Source organism: Flavobacterium psychrolimnae, from assembly GCF_003312425.1.
In the GTDB taxonomy this organism is placed as follows: Bacteria; Bacteroidota; Bacteroidia; order Flavobacteriales; family Flavobacteriaceae; genus Flavobacterium; species Flavobacterium psychrolimnae.
In genome coordinates this window covers 48,078-68,765 of sequence record NZ_QNUX01000015.1, presented here as the reverse complement: position 1 = coordinate 68,765, position 20,688 = coordinate 48,078, and the positions used below count along the sequence as shown (strand labels likewise).

The 20,688-nt window shown below is 36.2% G+C and carries 18 protein-coding genes; 8 read left to right on the top strand and 10 right to left on the bottom strand.

Annotated features, from left to right (window positions below; all coding sequences use genetic code 11):
* Positions 1-5: 5 nt before the first annotated feature.
* Complete coding sequence (locus tag DR980_RS14315; protein ID WP_113637385.1) at positions 6-584, bottom strand: sugar O-acetyltransferase; 579 nt, start codon at positions 582-584, stop codon at positions 6-8.
* A 92-nt stretch (positions 585-676) separates the two neighbouring features.
* A complete protein-coding gene (locus tag DR980_RS14310; protein WP_113637382.1) occupies positions 677-1,504 on the bottom strand; it encodes a helix-turn-helix domain-containing protein in 828 nt (275 codons plus the stop codon).
* A gap of 421 nt (positions 1,505-1,925) precedes the next feature.
* On the opposite strand from DR980_RS14310, the gene DR980_RS14305 reads away from it, so the two are divergent.
* The 8 genes from DR980_RS14305 (at position 1,926) to DR980_RS14270 (ending at position 8,459) form a co-directional block, all read left to right on the top strand.
* Positions 1,926-3,044, top strand: a complete 1,119-nt coding sequence (locus DR980_RS14305; RefSeq protein ID WP_113637380.1) for an XdhC family protein — start codon at positions 1,926-1,928, stop codon at positions 3,042-3,044.
* A 10-nt stretch (positions 3,045-3,054) separates the two neighbouring features.
* Positions 3,055-4,035 (top strand): GTP 3',8-cyclase MoaA, encoded by a 981-nt coding sequence (gene moaA, locus DR980_RS14300; RefSeq protein ID WP_113637379.1) that lies wholly within the window; start codon positions 3,055-3,057, stop codon positions 4,033-4,035.
* Positions 4,032-4,622, top strand: coding sequence for a nucleotidyltransferase family protein (locus DR980_RS14295; protein ID WP_113637378.1), 591 nt, complete (start codon positions 4,032-4,034; stop codon positions 4,620-4,622). Before moaA ends, DR980_RS14295 begins: the two co-directional genes overlap by 4 nt.
* Positions 4,619-5,797: a molybdopterin molybdotransferase MoeA gene (locus DR980_RS14290; RefSeq protein WP_113637377.1), complete on the top strand. Its 1,179-nt coding sequence runs from the start codon at positions 4,619-4,621 to the stop codon at positions 5,795-5,797. The genes DR980_RS14295 and DR980_RS14290 overlap by 4 nt, the downstream gene beginning before the upstream one ends.
* Positions 5,798-5,845: 48 nt before the next feature.
* Positions 5,846-6,580: a sulfite exporter TauE/SafE family protein gene (locus DR980_RS14285; protein WP_113637376.1), complete on the top strand. Its 735-nt coding sequence runs from the start codon at positions 5,846-5,848 to the stop codon at positions 6,578-6,580.
* A 104-nt stretch (positions 6,581-6,684) separates the two neighbouring features.
* Complete coding sequence (locus DR980_RS14280; protein WP_113637374.1) at positions 6,685-6,912, top strand: MoaD/ThiS family protein; 228 nt, start codon at positions 6,685-6,687, stop codon at positions 6,910-6,912.
* 1 nt (position 6,913) lies between these two features.
* Positions 6,914-8,035 (top strand): HesA/MoeB/ThiF family protein, encoded by a 1,122-nt coding sequence (locus DR980_RS14275; RefSeq protein ID WP_113637372.1) that lies wholly within the window; start codon positions 6,914-6,916, stop codon positions 8,033-8,035.
* The gene (locus DR980_RS14270) at positions 8,019-8,459 is read left to right on the top strand and encodes a molybdenum cofactor biosynthesis protein MoaE (protein ID WP_113637368.1); all 441 of its coding nucleotides are present in this window, start codon (positions 8,019-8,021) and stop codon (positions 8,457-8,459) included. The genes DR980_RS14275 and DR980_RS14270 overlap by 17 nt, the downstream gene beginning before the upstream one ends.
* 140 nt (positions 8,460-8,599) lie before the next feature.
* Here the strand turns inward: DR980_RS14270 and DR980_RS14265 are convergent, their stop codons facing one another.
* The 8 genes from DR980_RS14265 to DR980_RS16550 all read right to left on the bottom strand — a co-directional run bounded on the left by DR980_RS14265 (position 8,600) and on the right by DR980_RS16550 (position 20,648).
* Positions 8,600-9,736 (bottom strand): cysteine desulfurase family protein, encoded by a 1,137-nt coding sequence (locus DR980_RS14265; protein WP_113637365.1) that lies wholly within the window; start codon positions 9,734-9,736, stop codon positions 8,600-8,602.
* A 183-nt stretch (positions 9,737-9,919) separates the two neighbouring features.
* The gene (locus tag DR980_RS14260; protein ID WP_208630812.1) at positions 9,920-12,085 is read right to left on the bottom strand and encodes a xanthine dehydrogenase family protein molybdopterin-binding subunit; all 2,166 of its coding nucleotides are present in this window, start codon (positions 12,083-12,085) and stop codon (positions 9,920-9,922) included.
* Between the two features lie 42 nt (positions 12,086-12,127).
* Complete coding sequence (locus tag DR980_RS14255; RefSeq protein WP_113637363.1) at positions 12,128-12,751, bottom strand: hypothetical protein; 624 nt, start codon at positions 12,749-12,751, stop codon at positions 12,128-12,130.
* 66 nt (positions 12,752-12,817) lie between these two features.
* The gene (locus DR980_RS14250) at positions 12,818-13,291 is read right to left on the bottom strand and encodes a (2Fe-2S)-binding protein (RefSeq protein WP_449404197.1); all 474 of its coding nucleotides are present in this window, start codon (positions 13,289-13,291) and stop codon (positions 12,818-12,820) included.
* Between the two features lie 1,233 nt (positions 13,292-14,524).
* On the bottom strand, positions 14,525-15,673 hold the full coding sequence (locus DR980_RS14245) for a cytochrome-c peroxidase (protein ID WP_113637358.1): 1,149 nt from the start codon (positions 15,671-15,673) through the stop codon (positions 14,525-14,527).
* A 20-nt stretch (positions 15,674-15,693) separates the two neighbouring features.
* Positions 15,694-17,163, bottom strand: coding sequence for a hypothetical protein (locus tag DR980_RS14240; RefSeq protein WP_146779249.1), 1,470 nt, complete (start codon positions 17,161-17,163; stop codon positions 15,694-15,696).
* The gene (locus DR980_RS14235; protein ID WP_113637354.1) at positions 17,150-18,631 is read right to left on the bottom strand and encodes a RagB/SusD family nutrient uptake outer membrane protein; all 1,482 of its coding nucleotides are present in this window, start codon (positions 18,629-18,631) and stop codon (positions 17,150-17,152) included. The genes DR980_RS14240 and DR980_RS14235 overlap by 14 nt, the downstream gene beginning before the upstream one ends.
* Before the next feature lies 1 nt (position 18,632).
* Entirely contained in the window at positions 18,633-20,648 is a 2,016-nt protein-coding gene (locus DR980_RS16550) for a TonB-dependent receptor domain-containing protein (RefSeq protein WP_244199316.1), read from the bottom strand.
* Positions 20,649-20,688 lie beyond the last annotated feature (40 nt).

Sequence of the window (20,688 nt, the reverse complement as noted above, 5' to 3'; positions counted from 1 at the left end):
TTAGTTTAATTTTCAATTGATTTAATGAATTTTGCCGGAATACCACCTACAATTGTATTAGCAGGAACATCTTTGGAAACCACCGCACCAGCAGCGACAATAGAATTTTCGCCGATGGTTACTCCGGGTAAAATAATAGCACCAGCTCCAATCCACACATTTCTTTTTATGGTCACGGATTTTGTGATTAAGGCTTTCCTATCTCTGGGATTTGAAGGATGATTTTCGGTGATGATATTGACTTTTGGGCCAATCAAAACATCATCTTCTATTACAATTCCGCCCATATCCAGAAAGGAACAAGCGTGATTGATAAAAACGTTTTTTCCTAAGCTGATGAATTTTCCAAAGTTGGTATAGAATGGTGTGAAAATGGTGGTGGTTTCATCGATTTTTGCACCAATAATTTCGCCCAAATAATATCGAATGGTTTCTAATTCGTCGGCATTGTTCATTTTCTTCGACAGTTTTAGCGTTCGGTGAACCACTTCATTTATTTTGTGATATTCTGGGTCGTTTAACCGGATGGGTTCTCCGGATTGTAACCTTTCAAAAATATCTGGATTCGTTTTTTCGGATTGCATGATGCTGTCTTTTTATATTACAAATTTAAACAAAGAGCCTCTCAACAAGATTGCTGAGAGGCTCAAATATGCTTTCTTAAAAGCTCAAAATTTTATATTTCAGTGGGCGGAATTCCGTATTGTTTTTTGAATGCTGTCGAAAAATGCGAAGGGTTTTTAAAACCTACTTCCAGATACACATCTTGCACTTTCATTCCTTCTTCTTTCAATTTATAATAAGCGGTTTCCAAACGTTTTTTAATCAACCATTTCTGCGGACTCAGGTTGCTGATTTTATTAAAATCGCGTTTGAATGTTGCTAAACTTCTGCCCGTGTACGAGGCGATTTGTTCCATCGTAAGTTCATCCTTGTAATTTTCATTCAGAAATTCCAGAATGTCGATTTTCCAAGGTTCTGTAAAGTCAAAAAGTATCGGAAAAAGGAGTTCTGAATTGTTTAACAAAGCATAAATTCCTTCTTGAATTTTCAAATGAGCAACACCTTCCGTTGGTTTTATTTTATCATCAAAATATGGAGTAAGCGACTGGAAAAGGCTTGTGATATCCGGACTGGGTTTGATTTTAAATACATTCTCTTCAGCAATGGAAACTTTTTTAGGGAAATCAGACTTTTTTATTTGACTGTAAAAATTGCGCAATACATTTCTTTTGAAGGTTAGCGAAATTCCTTTATACAATTCATCACCTTTACTGTTTTTGTACATCAGCAACCGATGGTTTCTTCTGACAAAAGCACATTCGCCAGCTTGAATAGTTATGATTTCGTCTCCGTCCTGAATTACTTGTTCACCGGAATAGAGGTAAACCATTGTATGCTCTGGTGTGGCGTGAATACATTTTTCGCTGTAATCCGAAAAGCATGACAAAAATATGCCTGAATAGTTGATGGTCTTTAGTTTTTCTGATGGTTGAATGGACATATTTAGGCTTTTCTATTGGATTGACATTCAACAAAATTACTTTTTATAACTGGTATGCGCTTTACTCTGCGGCTCATTTAACATTGTTGAGCGGCTCAACGGAAAATTATAATGTAGTATAAAATTTATTTTGTCATCACTTTATTTTGTACAACATTTCCAGAATAGGAAGTTTTAATGTGCGTTCTCGCTAAATATATTTGATTTGAGTAATAAAATGTTTAAATTTCGTAATTCTTTAATTATCCAAAGCGATACATTTACTTTCAATAGTTTTTACAGTAGTATTGACTTTAGAAAAGACGGTTTATATTTTATGTAAACAGATAATGTAAATAGGCTATTATTTTATATTTATCCTTAATTTTTAGCATAAAACAATGTAAGAATGCAGTCAGAGAATTAAAAAAAAAATAGAGTAATGAAAGAGGTCACTGATATTTTAAAATCATATGCTTTAGCAAAATCTGCAGGAAAAAAATCGGCTTTGGCAACAGTTGTCAAGGTTGAAGGCTCTTCCTATCGACAACCTGGAGCGCGAATGCTCGTTACAGATGATGGATTATTGACCGGTGCAATAAGTGGCGGATGTCTTGAAGGTGATGCATTGCGAAAAGCACTTCTTGCCATCAATCAAAAGCAAAATAAGTTGATTACTTACGATACCAGCAACGAAGATGACGTCGAATTTGGAGTGCAATTGGGCTGTAACGGCATCGTCCATATTCTGTTTGAATACATAAATGAAGAAGATGCGAATAATCCAATTGAGTTACTCAAAAAATTAGAAACTGTCCGAAAAGAAGCGGTAATTCTGATCCTTTTTTCCTTAAATAGAAATGCACCACAAATCGGGACCCAATTTTTATACAGAGAAGAAACTGATGTTTTGCCAAACAATTTTTCAATTTTACATTCCTATTTAAATCAAGTAGTACGTACTAAAACATCAATCATCAATACAATAATAATCGAAAACAACGCTCACGAAGTCTTGATGGAGTATATTGCTCCGCCAGTGTCGTTGCTAATTGCAGGTGCTGGAAATGATGTGCAGCCCCTTGCTAAAATGGCTGATTTACTGGGTTGGGAAGTAACTTTAGGCGATGGAAGGGCAACTCATTCTAAGGAAAAACGTTTTCCCAATGCAAAAAAAGTGATTGTAGCCAAGCCGCAACAACTCCTTGAAAGCGTCGTGATTGATGCTCGAACTTTTGCTGTTTTAATGACTCATAATTATAAATATGACCTCGAGATGTTGGAATTGCTTCTTAAAACCGACTGTAGTTACATTGGTGTTTTAGGTCCAAAAACAAAACTCGATCGGATGTTTGATGATTTAGCACAACAAGGAATTACGCTTACCGATGAGCAACTTGGACGTATTTACGGACCTGTCGGGCTTGATATTGGTGGGGAAACTTCTGAGGAAATTGCGCTATCAATTGTGGCAGAAATAAAAGCGGTGATGGAAGGAAAAAATGGAACTTCTTTGAAATTTAAAAAAGAAAAAATACATCAGGCTGCGAATGTGGTTTAAAAGATAGAAAATGATAAAAGATACCTTCGGACGCGTACATGATTACCTCAGGATTTCACTCACTGACAACTGTAACCTGCGCTGCTTTTATTGTATGCCAGAAGAAAAATATGCTTTTGCACCAGCGTCAAAATTGATGCAGGTTGACGAAATAGAAACCATTGCAAAATTATTTGTAGCAAATGGCGTCAAAAAAATACGCTTGACAGGAGGCGAACCTCTTGTACGCAAAGATGCTCCAAAAATTATCGAATCTTTGGGGAAATTAGGAGTTGAACTCGCCATAACCACAAACGGAATTCGAGTTCATGAAATGCTTGATGAGCTTTTGGGAGCCAATATTAGAGCGATAAACATCAGCCTTGATACTTTGCAGGCTGATAAATTTTTGAAAATTACAAGAAGAGATTTATACCATCAAGTGCGAAGTAATATCGAATTGTTATTGCAACATGATATTCGGGTGAAAATAAATGTTGTGGTTATGAAAGGCTTGAATGACAATGAAATTTTGGATTTTATTGCATTGACAAAACATAATAATATTGAAGTGCGCTTCATTGAATTCATGCCTTTTAGCGGTAATCAATGGACTAGCAACCAGGTGTTTACATCACATGAAATCTTGTTAGAAGTGGCATCTGCCTATGATGCAATTCCTTTGGAATCGGAGCCAAATGATACTTCAAAACGATATATGATTCCCGGTCACAGCGGCTCATTTGCTGTAATTAGTACGATGAGCGCTCCTTTTTGCGAAACATGCAATCGCATGCGACTGACAGCTGATGGAAAATTAAAAAATTGTCTGTTTTCTAAAAGTGAAACTGATTTGCTTGGAGCTTTGCGCAAAGGAGAAGCGATTTTGCCTTTGATTGAAGAAACGATTTTGGCAAAAGCCAAAGCTTTAGGAGGACAATTCAGCGGTGTTTTTGAAAATATCGATGCCAGTAAATTAGAAAACCGAAGTATGATAACAATTGGCGGATGATGACCGAAAAAACAGGGATACTAATATTGGCAGCTGGAAATTCTTCTCGATTGGGACAGCCAAAACAACTTTTGGAATTTAATGGCAATACGTTGTTAAATCATACTTTGGAACAAGCTCTTAAAGTGAGCAGCAGTACCATTGTGGTCACAGGTTCAAAAAAAATTGAAATCGAGAAAGAACTCCATCCGAGTATAACTTGCTACAATCCAAATTGGGAAAAAGGATTGGGCTCATCGCTAAATTTTGGCATACAGCAGCTGTTATTCACATTTCCAGATATAAGTAATTGTATAATTTCAGTTTGTGACCAGCCGTTTATCAACGCTTCCATTTTTTTTCAATTAATAGAAAAACAAAAGTTTACGGATAGAGGAATTGTTGCTTCGGCATATTCAGATACTTTGGGAATACCGGTTTTGTTTACAAAGAAGTATTTCGGTGAGTTGGTGAAACTTTCAGGAAATGAAGGTGCGAAGAAGCTATTGCTGGAATTTAAAGATGATGTTGCTGAAATAAATTTTGAAAAGGGAGCTACTGATATTGACACGATAGCCGACTATGAACAACTTATAAAACGAAGATGATTTCCGTAAAACAAGCGAAACAAATTATTATTGAGGCAGCTTTGCCAAAAAAAAGTGTGCTTTTACCGCTTTCCGAAGCTTTTGGATTGGTAACTTCAAAGGGGATAATAGCAACTACTGATATCCCTAACTTCGCGCAATCTTCTATGGACGGATATGCTTTAAAATACGAGGATAAGGGCAATTTGCTTAAAGTAATAGGTGAAATGGCAGCAGGAATTTCGGAGCAAATAAAAATAAGTAAAGGCGAAGCTACGAGAATTTTTACCGGGGCACCTTTGCCTTTAAATGCTGACACTGTGGTAATGCAGGAAAAGATTCACTTTGAAAATAATCTGTTAATTGTTCAGGATGAAAACCTAAAACAGGGTTCAAATGTTCGTTCCAAGGGAGCTGAGGTAAAGCAGGGTGATATTGCAATGGTTTCAGGAATGTATCTTTCTGCTGCGGCAATTGGTTTTTTAGCAGGAATCGGTTGTGTTGAAGTTTCAGTTTATGCTCCGCCAAAGGTGGCCATTATTCTTACCGGAAATGAGTTGCAAAAGCCGGGTAATCCTTTAGAATTTGGTCAGGTTTATGAAGCCAATTCGTTTCAATTAAAAGCTGCTTTGAATAAAATTGGAATAAAAAACAGTATGGTGCTAACGGCTGAAGATGATCCTGAAGAACTCCAGAAAGTATTGCAAAAGGCACTTGAAGTTAATGATGTCGTTTTATTAAACGGAGGCGTTAGCGTGGGTGATTATGATTTTGTTACGCAAGCTGCCCATACGTGCGGAGTTGAAGAAAAATTTCATAAAATAAAGCAAAAGCCAGGCAAGCCACTGTTTTTTGGAACAAAAGAAGACAAGTTGGTTTTTGGACTTCCCGGAAATCCGTCATCATCGTTGACTTGCTTTTATGAATATGTTCTTCCTGCTTTGGAAAGTAGTATGGGATTGCACTCCAGTTTGGTAGAAATCACAGCTTCTGTTACACACGATTATCCGAAGCCTGCTGGACTGACTCATTTTTTGAAAGCATTTTACAGCAATGGAAAAGTAACCCCTTTGCATGCGCAAGAATCTTTTCGTTTGCATTCTTTTGCGCAAGCTAACTGTTTTATTATTCTTCCGGAAGAGTCCATTGGCTGTAAAGCTGGCGCTATTGTCACGGTTCATTTGTTGCCATTGTAGGCATTATTATAATAAATATATTTAAATTCCGCCTGAAGCAATAATCCTATGTCTGTAGAACTATTTTATGTAATCCTCTTCTTTGTTGCATTTTTATATGCAGCCGTCGGGCATGGTGGAGCAAGTGGTTATTTGGCCTTGATGGCTATTTATGGTATTGCACCAGAGGAAATGAAACCAACAGCATTAGTGCTTAATCTTTTTGTTTCGATAACTTCTTTTACGCATTATTATAGAGGAGGTTACTTTAAATATAAAATTTTTATTCCTATGGCTGCTGCGTCAATTCCGTTGGCCTTTATTGGCGGAATGATGACTGTTGAAGAAAATATTTACAAGCGAATTCTCGGAGTTTTATTGCTTTTTCCAATCCTCCGTTTTTTCTTTTTCAAAAATGTGGAAGACAATGAATTGAAGTCGCACAAGGTTTTCTTTGCGATATTCATCGGCGGTATTGTTGGTTTACTCTCCGGAATGATTGGTATTGGTGGAGGAATTATTCTTTCGCCTATTTTGCTGTTATTGCATTGGACTAATCAAAAGCAGACTGCAGCTATCAGCGCTGCATTTATATTCGTAAATTCAGTTGCCGGACTCGGTGGGATGCTCACACAGGGAATTTCATTTACAAAAGATATGGTATTGTATGTTATTGTCGCTTTTATTGGCGGATTTTTGGGTGCTTATTTAGGTGCTAAAAGGTTTAATCATAATGTTTTAAAATACGTATTGGCGACAGTTTTACTTTTGGCTTCTTATAAATTAATATTCACAAGCGCATAGCACATGCAGAAATTTAAAATCAGTATTTTTATTTCAAGCAAACAGTGAATTTTAAAATATATAAGTGAATGTTAATTAGTAAAATAACAGTCTTCAGGTAAAAAATGGAAATAAAAATTATAGCCTTTGGCTCAATAGCGGAACTTACAGGAAAAGAAATTACTGTGCAAGCAAGTGATGTTGATTCTCTGAAAGTGACTTTGCAAGAACTTTTTCCCGAGCTGGCCGACAGGAAATATGCGGTTGCAGTAAATATGAAAGTAGTTCAAGAAAATTTAGAATTAAAACAAAATGACACGGTAGCTCTTATGCCACCTTATTCAGGAGGATAGTATGGAAAATTATAATGCTCGATATGCTCGCCATTATTCTCTGAAAAATTTTGGGCAGGAAGGGCAACAAAAATTGGCTGCCGCCAAAGTGCTAGTGATTGGTGCCGGTGGTTTGGGATGTCCGGTTTTGCAGTATCTCATAGCGTCGGGGATTGGTGGAGTTGGAATCGTAGATAACGACATCGTTTCTTTAAGCAACCTGCAACGTCAGGTTTTGTATACAACGGATGATATTGGTAAATTTAAAGTCGAAGTGGCCGCAGAAAAGCTCAAAAGGCTCAATCCTGAAACAAAGATCACAATTTATAATACAGCGATAAGCTCAAAAAATGCGCTTGAAATAATTGTAAATTTCGACATTGTAGTTGATTGTACCGATAATTTTGCCTCACGATACCTGATAAATGATGCCTGTGTTTTGTTAGATAAACCATTGGTTTTTGGAGCCGTTTATCAATATGAAGGTCAAGTCGCGGTTTTTAACGTAAAGGATAAAAACGGAGTCCAAGCAAACTACCGACATTTGTTTCCAAATCCTCCACAATCTGACGAAGTACAAAATTGTAATGAAGGGGGAGTCTTGGGAGTTTTACCCGGGATAATTGGAGTCATGCAAGCCACTGAAGTTATTAAATTACTTACAAAAATAGGAGAGGTGTTGCTTAATAAGTTACTGACATACAATTTGTTAAATAATGAAATTTTTATTTTGGAAATCATAGGTGGAAGTGCTGCTTATAATCTGATACCTAAAACCGAAATTGCTTTTAAAGCGATGGATTATGATTGGCTCTGCGGTATTTCAGTTACTGAAACTGGAGCACTTTCTCCAGCTGATTTTGTCCGTAAAAGTACTATTTCGGATACTATTGTAATTGACGTAAGAGAAAAGTACGAACTTCCTAAAGCGGATTTTCGTTGCATAAACATTCCTTTATCTGAATTGAGCATCAAAATGGATGCTATTAACGAAAAAAATATTCTGCTATTTTGTCAAAGTGGAAAAAGGAGCTTGAAAGCCGCAGCAATTTTAACAGAGAAATTCGGAACAACTAAAACAATTCGCCACTTAAAAGACGGCATAATGGCATTACAAGATAAATATAATGAGCAAGACAATTAAAAACATTTTTATTGAAGGAGCGATACATCCGACGTTTATTTCAGATAGTATTGCCAAGCATTCATCCAAAAAAGATATTGGAGCACACAGTATTTTCTTAGGACAAATTCGGCAAGATGTAATCGATGGTGCCACAGTGCAAGCTATTGAATATACCGCTTATGAAACAATGGCTTTAGACAAAATGCATGAAATCAGGGAAGCGGTATTTTCTAAGTACGACCTGACATGTATGCATGTTTATCATAGTCTAGGTGTTGTAAATGCAGGTGAAATTTGCCTATTCGTTTTTACCTCTTCAAAACACAGAACTGTTGCCATGGAAGCCTGCAATGAAATCGTGGAACGCATTAAAGCTGAACTCCCGATTTGGGGCAAAGAAATTTTTAATGACGAATCATATCAGTGGAAAGTAAATCGCTAGTAAGATGAATATTGCACATATTGGTGTCGAAAAAATAGCGTAATGGAAAACAATTTTCAATATGATGCAAAATTATCGATGCAATTTGCTGACTGAATTTAATTATCGTCTTAAAATTAAATCCTATACAGCAGATTTTTTTATGATTTCAATTGTTGTACTAACTTTGAAATTGTAGCAATTGTGGTTTCGATTTCTTCAAAAGTCGTAAATCGGCCCAAACTGAATCTTATGGAGCTTAAAGCATTTTCATCGGAAAGACCTAAAGCTTTTAAAACATGCGAAGGCTTTGAGATAACTGCGGAACAAGCAGAACCATTAGAAACCGAAATGTTTCCCAATGCAAGAATTAAATTTTCAGCATTTACGCCCGGAAAACAAATGTTTAAAGTATTGTACAGCCGGTTTTGAGTACATCCGTTTACAAAAGAATCCTTGATTTTAAGTAATTCGGTTTCAAGGAGGTCGCGCAGTATTGCTATCCTCTGGCTGTCGATTTCCATTTCTGATTTTGCAATTTCGCAGGCTTTTCCAATTCCAATAATTCCCGGAACATTCAAGGTGCCGCTTCTTTTGTTCTTTTGCTGGCCACCGCCTGTAATTTGCGGTTCTAGTTTTATTTTTGCTTTATTCGAAATAAATAATGCGCCAATACCTTTTGGACCGTAAAATTTATGTGCGGAAAAAGGCATCAGATCTATTCCTAAATCAGTGACATCAATTGGAATTTTACCTACTGCCTGAGTGGCATCACATAAAAAAAGTGCTCCATTTGAATGAGCAATTTCTCCAATTTTTTTAATTTCCTGAAGTGTTCCGATTTCATTATTTGCCATCATGACCAGTACCAGCAAAGTTTTTTCGGAGATGGCTTGCGCTAAAATACCTAAATCCAGCATGCCGTTTCCTTTTGTTGGAAGATAGGTAACTTCAAATCCAATGGTTTCCATAAAAATACAGGTATCCAAAATCGCTTTGTGTTCAGTGGTTACGGTTATAATTTGTTTCCGATTTTCAGTTGAAAGTCCTCTAATTGCTAGATTTATGGCTTCGGTAGCTCCTGATGTAAAAACTATTTCATGAGGTTTTGCTCCAATTAATTCTGCTGTTTGCCAACTCGCCATTTCGACCGCTTCATTCACCGATAATCCTGCGAGATGGCTGCTGTTTGCATTGGCATAAAAATCCGTGAAATACGGAAGCATTGCGTCCAATACACGATTATCAATGCGTGTTGTGGCATTATTGTCTAGATAAATTATTTCTTGAATGGGCATTGTTTACGCTATTGTTGTACATCTACTTTTTGGGGAATGTACGAATCTTGATAATTTTGAAATTTTTAGAAATCGGGTGCTGCAGAAGGATTTGAATTATTGCAATTATATGTGGCCTTCAAAAAAAAAATTAGCTAAGATCATCCAGAAATGCTGAACAATCTTAGCTAATAAAGGTCTTGATTATACCGTTGCAAGACTGAAAGGTAATTTTCGTATTCTTTTGCCAGTCAGGTCAAAAATAGCATTTGTCAGTGCAGGTGCAAAAGGAGGAAGGGCAGGTTCACCAACTCCGCCTGCATCTTCTTCATTTTCTATAATATATACTTCTATTGGTGGAATATCCGTAATGCGAGGCATTGGATAATCATAGAAATTGTTTTGTTCGACTTTACCATCTTTGAACGTGATTTCATGTATCGTAGCCGCACCAAGTCCCATGACTATAGAACCTTCGACTTGTGCGCGAATGATATCAGGATTTACATACCATCCACAATCCATAACAGCCCAAACTTTGTCAATTTTGACACCGCCAGAGATATTTTTTGATACTTTTACGATGTGACCTACTGTTGATTTGAAACATTCTGTAATGGCTACACCGTAACCTTCATTTTTATTTCTTTTTTTCCAGCCGGAAACTTCTTCCATTTTATCGATTAGTTTTTGGCATCTTTTGTCTTGAAGATGAGTTCTTCTAAAATCGAGAGGATCTTTGCCAGCTTCTACTGCCATTTCGTCCATAAAACTCTCATAGGCAAATCCATTGGTGGATGCATATACGGAACGCCACCACATTGTTGGCAGCGGTGTTTCAAATGGAACATCTGAAATACTTAAATTTTTGATGCTTGCGTAGTAGGGTTCTAAGAATCCCTCGCTTGTGCTATCATTTGGCACGTCTTTTTTTCCTCCACTCCAGTGGTCGTTATTTTGGCCCGCCATTCTAAATTTAAGTGCCTCAATTTTCCCTTCTGAAACCACTCCTTCACAGCGGTAAGAGATTCCTGGTCGATAAGGTCCTTGTTTTAAATCATCTTCCCTTGACCAAACTACTTGAACCGGAGCACCAATTTCTTTTGAAATCAGGACAGCTTCATGTGGATAATCCGTAAAGGCTTTTCTTCCGAAACCACCACCAAGAAAAGTCATGTTGACAATTACCTTGTCTTTTGCAATTCCCATTTGGGTACTTATAAAATCCTGAACCCACCCAGGCGCTTGAATCGGACCCCAAATTTCTATCTTATCTCCTTGGAAATGGGCAATGCAATTCAGAGGTTCCATACAACTATGGGATTGATAAGGTGTCTGATAAATTACGTCAACTTTCTTTTTTGATTTTTCTATGATTGCAGTCGGATTACCTTGAGATTTAAGTGGCAATCCTTCTTTTATTTTTAAAAAATCTTCCTGACGCTTGAAAATTTCAAGACTATTTACATGTTCAAATCCGGTATCATCCCATGTTACTCGCAAAGCTTTTTTTCCTTCTAACGCTGCCCAGGTAGAATCAGCGACAACGGCTATACCTTCCCGAATGGTATTGTGTACCATCATTTTTACGACGAAAATATTTTTTACTCCGGGTATCTTTTTTGCTTCGGAATCGTCAAAGCTTTTTACTTTTCCGCGTAGTCTTGGGTTTCTTTCCACGGCAGCATATAGCATTCCGGGAATTTTTTTATCCAAACCAAAGATGGCACTTCCATTAAGTTTCATGGGCGTATCCAAACGGTGTAATGGCTGACGAATCAGCTTATATTCGGATATTTTTTTAAGTTTTGGATTTTTTGGTGCTTCTAGTTTTGAAGCTTGCAGTACGAGTTCTCCGTAGTGCATTTTTTTGGCAGATGGTCGGTGTATGACATGTCCAGCTTCTGCATAACAATCATTCACGGATACTTTCCATTGCAAAGCTGCTGCTGTTATCAGCATTTCACGTGCCGTGGCACTCAGCTGAAGTAACCTCTTGTAAGAAGATCTGATGGTTGAACTGCCTCCAGTTATTTGATTTCCGTATTTTTTTTCATTTCCTTGCGCAAAAATAACGTCGATGTCTTTTAAATTAACTTCCAGTTCCTCAGCGATAATTTGCGGAATTGAATGATATGCTCCCTGACCCATTTCGGCACGGTGGCTTACTAAGGTCACTTTACCAGATGTATTAATGAGTATCCATGCGCACATTTCAATATCGGCTGCAGTTAAATCCGAGGGTTTTATTAAAGTTACCGCTGCATCACTTGGTAAATAAAAACCCATGCAAAGCGCAGCACCGCCCAAGCCAGTAAGTTTAAGGAAGCTTCTTCTTGTATTATCTATATTGTTTTTTGAATCCATCATACTTTAGAAATTATTTATTTTGACAACATAATCCATTAGAAACTATTTGGCTGGGGCATAGGCGCCATTGTTCAGCCATGTGAGCCATTCTTTTTTAAACTCGGCATGACTCATTGGTGGGAGAGTACGTCCTTCGCCGGGATTCCAGCCAGCCAAAACTAATGCATCGTCAGCGTGTTCCTTGAGTTTTTTGATATTCTTATTTCCGTTTTGCGCTGGATCTACTAATTGTTTAGCAAGCTCATGTGCGGTTCTGCCTTCAAAAACCATTTTCATATCAGCAGGAGGTAAGTGCCAGTCCGGATTTCCAGGAGGTGTATGTTGTCCTGGAGTATTTTTAGGTTGGTGACAATTTGTGCATTTCATTGCATATACGCCTTTTCCGTCCAACCCTCTCTTAGGAGCCATAACATGCAAATGGCTGTCATCACCTTGAAGCGGTACATCCCCTTTTGGATGGCAATTCACGCAACGCGGACTCATTAAAACCTTATAAACATTTTTGAATGCCATTACTGAGGCGATACTATCTTTTTTGAGCGCTGCTTTATCTAGTTTTATATAATTCGTTTCATCATCCTGTTTTAAAGTCCAACCCAGTGCAACCATACTAGCGAGAGAAAGAAAGATAACAGAAATCGTTTTGTTTTTTAGGAATGTAGCCATAGCAAATATATTATTTTAGGAGATGAGTTTCCTCCAAGAAGTTGATTCAGTATATCGAAATACCTTTTATTTTTTATCTTTTTCTTGCATTTCTGCTGCCAAATGAATGGCTTTTCTTACACGTGGATAAGTTCCACATCTACAAATATTTCCGGACATCGCATCATCTATATCTTTATCTGTAGGTTTTGGATTTTCTCTTAATAAAACTGCGGCAGACATAATTTGTCCTGAATGACAATATCCGCATTGAGGGACATCAATTTCCTCCCATGCCAGCTGCGCCGGATGGTCGTTGTTTGCAGATAATCCTTCAATCGTAATGATTTTTTTTCCTTCTGCTCTGCTAACTTTTGTCACGCAAGATCGTACTGCTTCACCGTCAAGATGCAAAACGCATGCGCCACATTGGGCCACACCGCAACCGAATTTTGTTCCAGTGAGTCCCAGTGTATCTCTTACAACCCATAGTAATGGCATGTCTGGACTTACATCGACCTGGTAGGTTTTATTGTTTACGTTTAATGTAATCATAGGAATAAAAATTAGATTGAATATTAAAAGTGGGCCTGATGAAACAGGTTGAAAATTTGCGAAAGATTAAATTTACTAAAAAAAAATAAAAGTAGTCAGATATTAACAATGAATATAACGAAAATCAAATAATTGATTATAATTTTCAAACATCTTCAGGTTTTTAATCTAATTTCTATCATTAGGATGAAGCAATATTAGACTAAAAAAGCTTTTTTGATTCCTTCAATAATTTGATTTCACATGAAACCAATCTTTATGTTTTTTGAGGAAGTTCCTCTAAAGTTGATAAAAAAATATTGAATGATAAAAAAGGTTCAAAATTCAGGAAAAAAGTTCTAATGAGAAAAAAGCAATCTAATTTAGTTATTAAAGAATAAGAATGTCATAACTGGCCAGAAGGCTTGTAATAACAGCATCAAATTTGTACAAATCGAGCAAAGCGTCCGAGGAGTTCGAAAACGAATGGTTTTCTGGAAAATTAAAATTAATTATTGAGTAAAAAAAGATTCGTCGATTGGAGAAAATACTGAAAGATGCTGATTTATAGTATAATATTTTAAAAAAAAAGCAATAGGTCGTTTTTCCTAAGAAGCGTTGCTGGTTTATAATTTCTTTAAAAATAATGACCAAGTATTCCCCTTCAAATAATGTACAAATTTTTACAAGTGGGCAATAAAAGTTATTTCAGATTAAAAAACAAGCACTCACTGCACGACTGAGACTAAAAATTACCAAAAAAGAAAATATTAATAATTTATTTTGTGGATGCTTAACGGATAAGGAAGTCATAAAATAATTTTATAACTTCGGATTTCTTTAGTCGCCATCAAAAAAAAAATAGAACTGTAATAATCATTCCATATAGTATTTCTCAAATTATTGATGCGAGAAATATTGTGGTTTTATAAAAGGTAAAAGTAGGTACTTACGAAAGTTTTTATGATTTGAAAGGTGCCTATTTTCAAATATTTACAGCTATGGCTAATAGCTTGAATATTGAAAAAATCAACCAAACTATCGAGTAGAAATGAATTTTAAAATGCAGTTTTTTAAATTTTATTTCCAAAATTATAGCCGAATATTCAGCTAATTCAATGTTGATTTTTCTGATTATAAATGCTTTTTTTTGACATTTAATGATTTCTAAATTTGAACTTTATAAGTAAATAAAAAGATTCTAAACTTCCAAAATTGCTGGCAGTTTAGAATCTTTTAATTTCTCTATTTTACAGGTTGTTATTGAGGCATTTTTGGAGTTGCAATTCGGCTGTTTGGTGTGCTTAGTGTTTCAATAAAAGCTAAAAGTGCATTGATTTCGGTTCTGTTTAAATCTAATTTTTTAAGAATTGGAGAAGTTACAGGAATCAAAGAATCGCGTGCTGTTCCTAAATATTTTTTTTGAATAGCAGCAGGATTTCCTAAATTATAAAATTCAACAACATCCAGTAAACTAGGAAAATGTCCGTGATGCATCCAAGGTCTTGTATTGGCAACCTCTCTTAAAGTTGGCGTCCTAAATTTTCCAAGATCTTTTTTGTCTCCCGTAACATTGTATCGACCAAAATCTTCATCCTTGGTCCCGAACAATGATTGTCCGTCATTATGGAATTGATTGTCGCTAAAATACGGCGTATTGTGACAGTTAATGCATTGCGCTTTAGTTCTGAACAAATGTAATCCGGTTACTAGCTGATCCGTAAATGCTTCCGATTTTCCGCTAACAAAATTGTCAAATTTACTTTTCGGGCTTTTTATAGTACGTTCAAAAGTAGCAATCGCATATTGAATTCTTTGTAAAGTAACTTTTTCGTCACCAAAAGCTTCTGTAAACAATTTGCCATAGCCTTTTACAGCAACAATTTTATCTACAGCAATGGTCAACTTTTCATTCATTTCTAAAGGATCTGCAATAGGAAACTGCGCTTGATCTTCTAAGCTGGAAGCACGCCCATCCCAAAATAATGTTTTGGCATAACCTGAATTCAAAATGGTCATGGAGTTTCGTTTTCCGTTTTGTCTATTGTGACCAAAAGAGCGCGTTAGATTATCGGTCCAACCCAATTCCGGATTGTGGCAGGAAGCACATGCTATTTGTCCGCTTACCGATAATCTGGGATCAAAAAATAATGTTTTACCTAAAAACGCTTTTTCTTTTGAGTATTTATTGTACTCCGGATAAGTCATTTCCGGCAGTGGTCCAATATCTTGAAAAGTGGTTTTATCTACATTCTTGTCCAAAGTAGGTTTTGGCCATGACGACGGATTTCCACTAGAATACAGTTTCCTTAAATCCTGTATGTCAATATATTCGTTTTCATCGTCTGTTTTGTAAGCGGATAAAAAAATCAGCAAGGCGATTGGCAGTATGATGTGTTTTATTTTCATTTGTGACTTGTATTACTAATTTATAAACTAATTTCTTTGAGACAGCTCTCGGTTATCGGAGCCGGTTTTGGATACACTCTGTTATTAAAAATTCTGTATTGTGAGGAAACAGTTCCGCCAAAAAGAGCCGAATTTGTTGCTTTTAATTCGAATGAAATTTCAAATAAACCGGCACTAATTTCTCTATATGTTCCGCTACCGGAAATACCTATGCTGTAACTTTTACCGTTTGTTCCTGCAATGGTAATGTATTGCGGAATCACTAAAACAGCACCTTTTGTTTTACTATTTCCGTTTTCAGGGAAAAATTCAAGCGCCGAAGTAATATTAAATCCCGGAGAATTTGCGGCCGAAATACTTTCATTAGAAAACCATCGTTTCAAACCGAAAGAATTCGTTGTATTAGTCCCCGTAGTAACATTAAACCCAATTTTGAAAGCATGATGGTACACATCATCAGAAGTGCTAGGAGTTCCTTTATCACTGTATAAAATGGCGTTTTCTGAACCAGCAGGAACAACCACAGGAAATGTAAATGCATTAAAAGTCTGCCACGCACACACGCCGTTTCTATCAAACCAATTCTCTCCATAAGTCAGGTAAAAAGGATTGGATAAATCATAGAATTTACCCGCAGTATTTGCCGCCGTATCTCGGATTGATTTAATAGGTTTTACAATTTGAAGAATCGCATTTCCCGTTGTAGAGTAGGTATCAGTATTGACTAATGCAATATTAGTTTGATAAAAAACATCATCGTTTTTTATATTTTCCAAAAGTTTCAAACGATAGGTTACGCTGTTTCTATTTTCTCCAAAATCATCGTGCGTTAACGAATAATTAAACCCATTTAAAAACTCAAACATTGTATTATCATTAATTTCCGAAGGTATAAAACCATTTGGAAAATCAACTTTAAAAACAATTTCTTCACCTATTTCGCCTTTTATTTCAAACCTGTTTATCGGAAAAGTGTAGGTTGTTTTTACCTCATCCAGATTCACTTCGAAACTATTATTAGGAGCTACAGTATTCAAATTTCCAAGAGTAATCGCGGGATCTGAACTTTCTTCAAGTTTTAAAGTAATCTTTTGTTTTGTATTCCATCTTTTGTCGAAAGACAAATATATAGTATCCGTAAGTTGATTACCCAAAAATGAGATTTGGTCCAATGGTTTAACACTAAAACTATCGCTATCTCCTGTTCCTGTTATGCTATAGGTTACAAAAACAGGTTTTTTCAATGTAGGCGACGTTAATGTTACTGGAATTTTCAATGTTTTCACGGATGTGTTCTTGTAACTGCTCACAGGAACTAATGCGCTGTTCACCGCAGGATATTGTAGCGGTACGTTGTTGCTACTCACCAATACATTGAACCGTACAAATGGATCTACAGCATTTGAACTTAATTGATAATCATCCTTTGAGCAAGCGGTAAACAGGCTTAGGATCAAAACGGCTATCGATATAATTTTAATAGGATTCATTTTGCTGTAAGTTTGAATTAAGATTAATATTCTTTCTTGGAATTGGCAATACAAATTTTGGAGATGGATAATCCAAACTACAGTTTAGCGACAAACATCCGTCGTTTCTTGATACGGACTTATTTCTTCTGGCCAAATCAAAAAATAAATGTCCTTCAAAGCAAAGTTCTTTTCTTCGTTCCAATAACAGGGCTTGTTCTAAATTATCAGTTGTGGTTAACAGAGTCGCTTTTGCTCTAGCTCTAATAGTATTGATATCGTTTTTGGCAGTTTCTAAATTTCCAAGTTCCAAGGCTGCTTCAGCACGAATTAAATAGAGTTCACTTAATCTAATGGCGGAATATCCGGGATTGTCTTGCAACTTTTTGGTAAAAGAATAATTCACATTTACAAATACTCCATTGATCAACGTAGGAAGTGCTTTTTCTAAAAACAATTGCTTTCTAATATCAGTAGATTCATAAAGTCCTAATAAATCCTGGGAAGCCACGTATTTATTGTAATTTGTATTGGAGAAATACCCAAAATAACTGGATAAAGAACCTCCAACTTCGCCACCACTATCTCTGGGAATAGAAAACTCCAACAGATTTTCAGCAATTGGAACATTAGTTTGTTCCCATTGTGAGATGTAATTTTCAGTTGGCGTTAATGAAACTCCCGAATTCAAAATAACATCGTTTGCAGTTGCAAAAGCATTCTGCCAATCGTTTTTAGATAGATATACTCGCGCCAATAATGCTTTCGCATTTATACTGTTGAAAAAGGAATATGATGGTCCTGTTAACAGCGATTTATCCGAAAAATTATCCAAAGCCGCGTTGATGTCCTCAATAATTAGAGAATAAGTGGTTGTCAAAGTTTCTCTTTTGGGATACGTAATGCCACCCGATAAACTTGTTTTGTTATAGACAATTCCCAATTGTGTATCTGGAGAAGTGTTTCCTACAGCCTGACTGTAAATTAAAGTTAACAAATAATGAGAATAGGCTCTTATTACTAAAGCTTCGGCCTTGATTTGTTTTTTTTCAACATCAGATGCGTCTGGTAAAGCATCAACGTATTCTAAGATTAAATTGGTTTGATTTATTACATCATAACTTTCGTCATAAAAAGTAGTGAAATCACTATCAAGCGCCTGGTCTTGGAACGAATACACATTTTCAAGATTTATTGGTATAGTAATCTGGCCTCTGCTGTTACCAGTTATCGTAGGTGTAAACTTGAGATTCCCACCTTGTAAATCAGCATAAACTGCAAATCGTTCGCCTCTTACATTTGCTTCAAGCGATCCATAAGTGCCGTTTAAAGCGCTTAATATTCCTTTTTTTGTGGATAACTGTTCGGTAATCGAGGTTTGGGAACCGGGTTCTTGTTCTAAAAAATCACTGCAACTCTGCAATGCAAAAAGAACAAATAAAACCATTACTAATTGATACTTATATGTTGTTTTATAGTAGTTCATCATGTTAAAATTTAGTGTTAAACCCTAAAGAAATTGTTCGTGCTTGTGGATAGGTAAAGTTAAATTCACGTATACCGTTCCTTCCGGCCGGACTTTTGTCTTTGTACCAATATACCACATTCGAAACATCCACAAAAACAGATAATGCGTCTAAAAAAGTCTTTTTGATAGGAACATTATAGCTTAAATTAATATTGCTGATTTTTAAATAAGTAGCGTCATATAAAAATTTGCTCAAATTTGGAATTAGCGTTGTATTACTGATTACCAAAGGCTGTGAAACTACATCTCCTTGATTTCTCCAATAATCATACGCATTTACCGAAAGGTTTCTATTAGAGGTAATGTTATATTTTGAGATCAGACTGTTATCCACTAAATAATCTCCCCCCAATTGAAAGGCTCCTCTTATGGATAAAACAATCGCATTATTGATGGTGAAATTATTATTAAAACCACCGTAAGCTTTAGGTTGGTTATTTCCAATAGGCACCCAATCAGCCGCAGTAAATAAGCTTGTATAAGTAGCCGCATCGTATATTTGCCCGTCTTTCTCTACCAAATCTCTACCGGTTGCAGGATCAACACCTGCCCATTTTATTCCCCAAATTGTTGAGGTGCTGTATCCTACTTTTTGAGCAAGAGCAACTTCTGAAGTAGAAAACTCACTTCCTAAACCTACAAGTTGCGTTACTTTATTTTCAACGGTAGAAATATTAAAGGATGTTGTCCATTTAAAACTATCGCTCTGCAACCATTTAATACGAGTTGAAAATTCCACTCCTTTATTGTACATACTGGCTGCATTTAATTGAATAGAACTATAACCAGTTTCGGTTGGAATATCTCTACTGGTGATCAAATCTTTTAAATCGTCATAAAAATATTCCAAGGACAACTCTACTCTTCCTAAGAAATTAAAATCGACACCCGCGTTAAACTTTGTATTTTTCTCCCAACTCAGTTGCCCGTTTGGCGCTTCACTTGGAAAGGAACCTTCAGCACCATTATACCCGTTTTGGCTCAAAATGTAAAGCCCTTTTGAACGATACGATCCTATTCTTGAATTCCCGGTTGTTCCATAACTGATTTTAAATTTTAATAAATCAATACCTTTGCTCGATTTCATAAAATCTTCATTACTGACAATCCAGCTCAATCCCGCTCCACCATTTAAAGCAACATTAGTATCATCACCAAAAACGGAACTTTCATCTCTCCTGAAATTCCCTAAAAAGTAATACCTCTTTTTGTAATTGTAGTTAAACTGTGAAAAGAAAGAAACTCTTGAACTATAACTGATATCATCGCCAAACGTCTGATTAGCTAATGTTTCATCAACGGTTGTCAACGGATCATCATCTCGAATCGCATCTTGAACATTATTTATCCCATTTGGATTAACAAAACCTCTACCGGAGGAATAACTGAAATTCGCTTTGTCATTAGACAATTCAAAACCCAAAATCCCATCAATGTTATGGTCTAAATTCAATGTTTTATTGAATAAAGCTTGTCCTTGCCAGTTCCATTTAGTAGAGTTCCTTTCGTTCAAAAGACGTCTTCCCCAGTTTGGGTATTGCATTCCTCCTAAGGTAAATGAACCGTTGTATTGTCCGCTTTCATTGGCACCGGAAAAGTACCTGTCCTGCGTTTTGTCTTTGTAATCTATTCCAAAAAGCGTAGAAAAGCTTAAAAAATCGCTGAATTTATAAGAGGCATTCAAACTTCCTAAAAGACCGTAACTATCGGTAATATTTTTATTTTGTTCGATGGCTGCCAATGGATTTCCTAAACCTAAAACACCCACAGTTGCAAACGTTCCATCCGCATTGTAAGGCGAAATAGTAGGAACAAAAGCATAACTGTAATAAATATTTGGTGCATCCTTCTGAATAAAACTAGGGTTCAATGACAAACTGAAATCAAATTTATCCAAGCGGTAACCCAGATTTATTCCAGCGTTAAGTTGTTTTGTTTTATTCCCTTTTTGCGGCTCATCTATTGCAAGATAACTCAAACTGCTGCGATATGAAAACTTAGAGTTAGCTCCTGAAACA